The 245-nt window shown below is 62.0% G+C and carries 1 pseudogene; it reads left to right on the forward strand.

Annotated features, from left to right (window positions below):
• Nucleotides 1-203, forward strand: a pseudogene (locus QP415_RS12590) (dihydrodipicolinate synthase family protein); the annotation flags it as partial.
• Nucleotides 204-245: the final 42 nt, after the last annotated feature.

Here is a 245-nt window from a genome sequence, read left to right on the forward strand (position 1 = left end):
ACCGCGAACGCGCCCTCGAATTGCAAAATGCGCTCTCGCCGCTGCGCAACCTCGTGGACGTGGCCACCTTCCCGGTGGTCCTCAAAGAAGGCCTGCGCATGGCGGGTGTGGAAGCGGGCTACTGCTTCGCACCGGCCCGCGAACTCGCCCCCGAATTCCGCCCGGCGCTCGAAAAGGCCGTCGAAGCGGTCACCAATATCTAGCCGTATCCGGCTATCTCAGTGATGAGATTGGAAACTAAGGAA

It is taken from the genome of Pauljensenia sp. UMB3104 (assembly GCF_030217285.1).
GTDB lineage: Bacteria > Actinomycetota > Actinomycetes > Actinomycetales > Actinomycetaceae > Pauljensenia.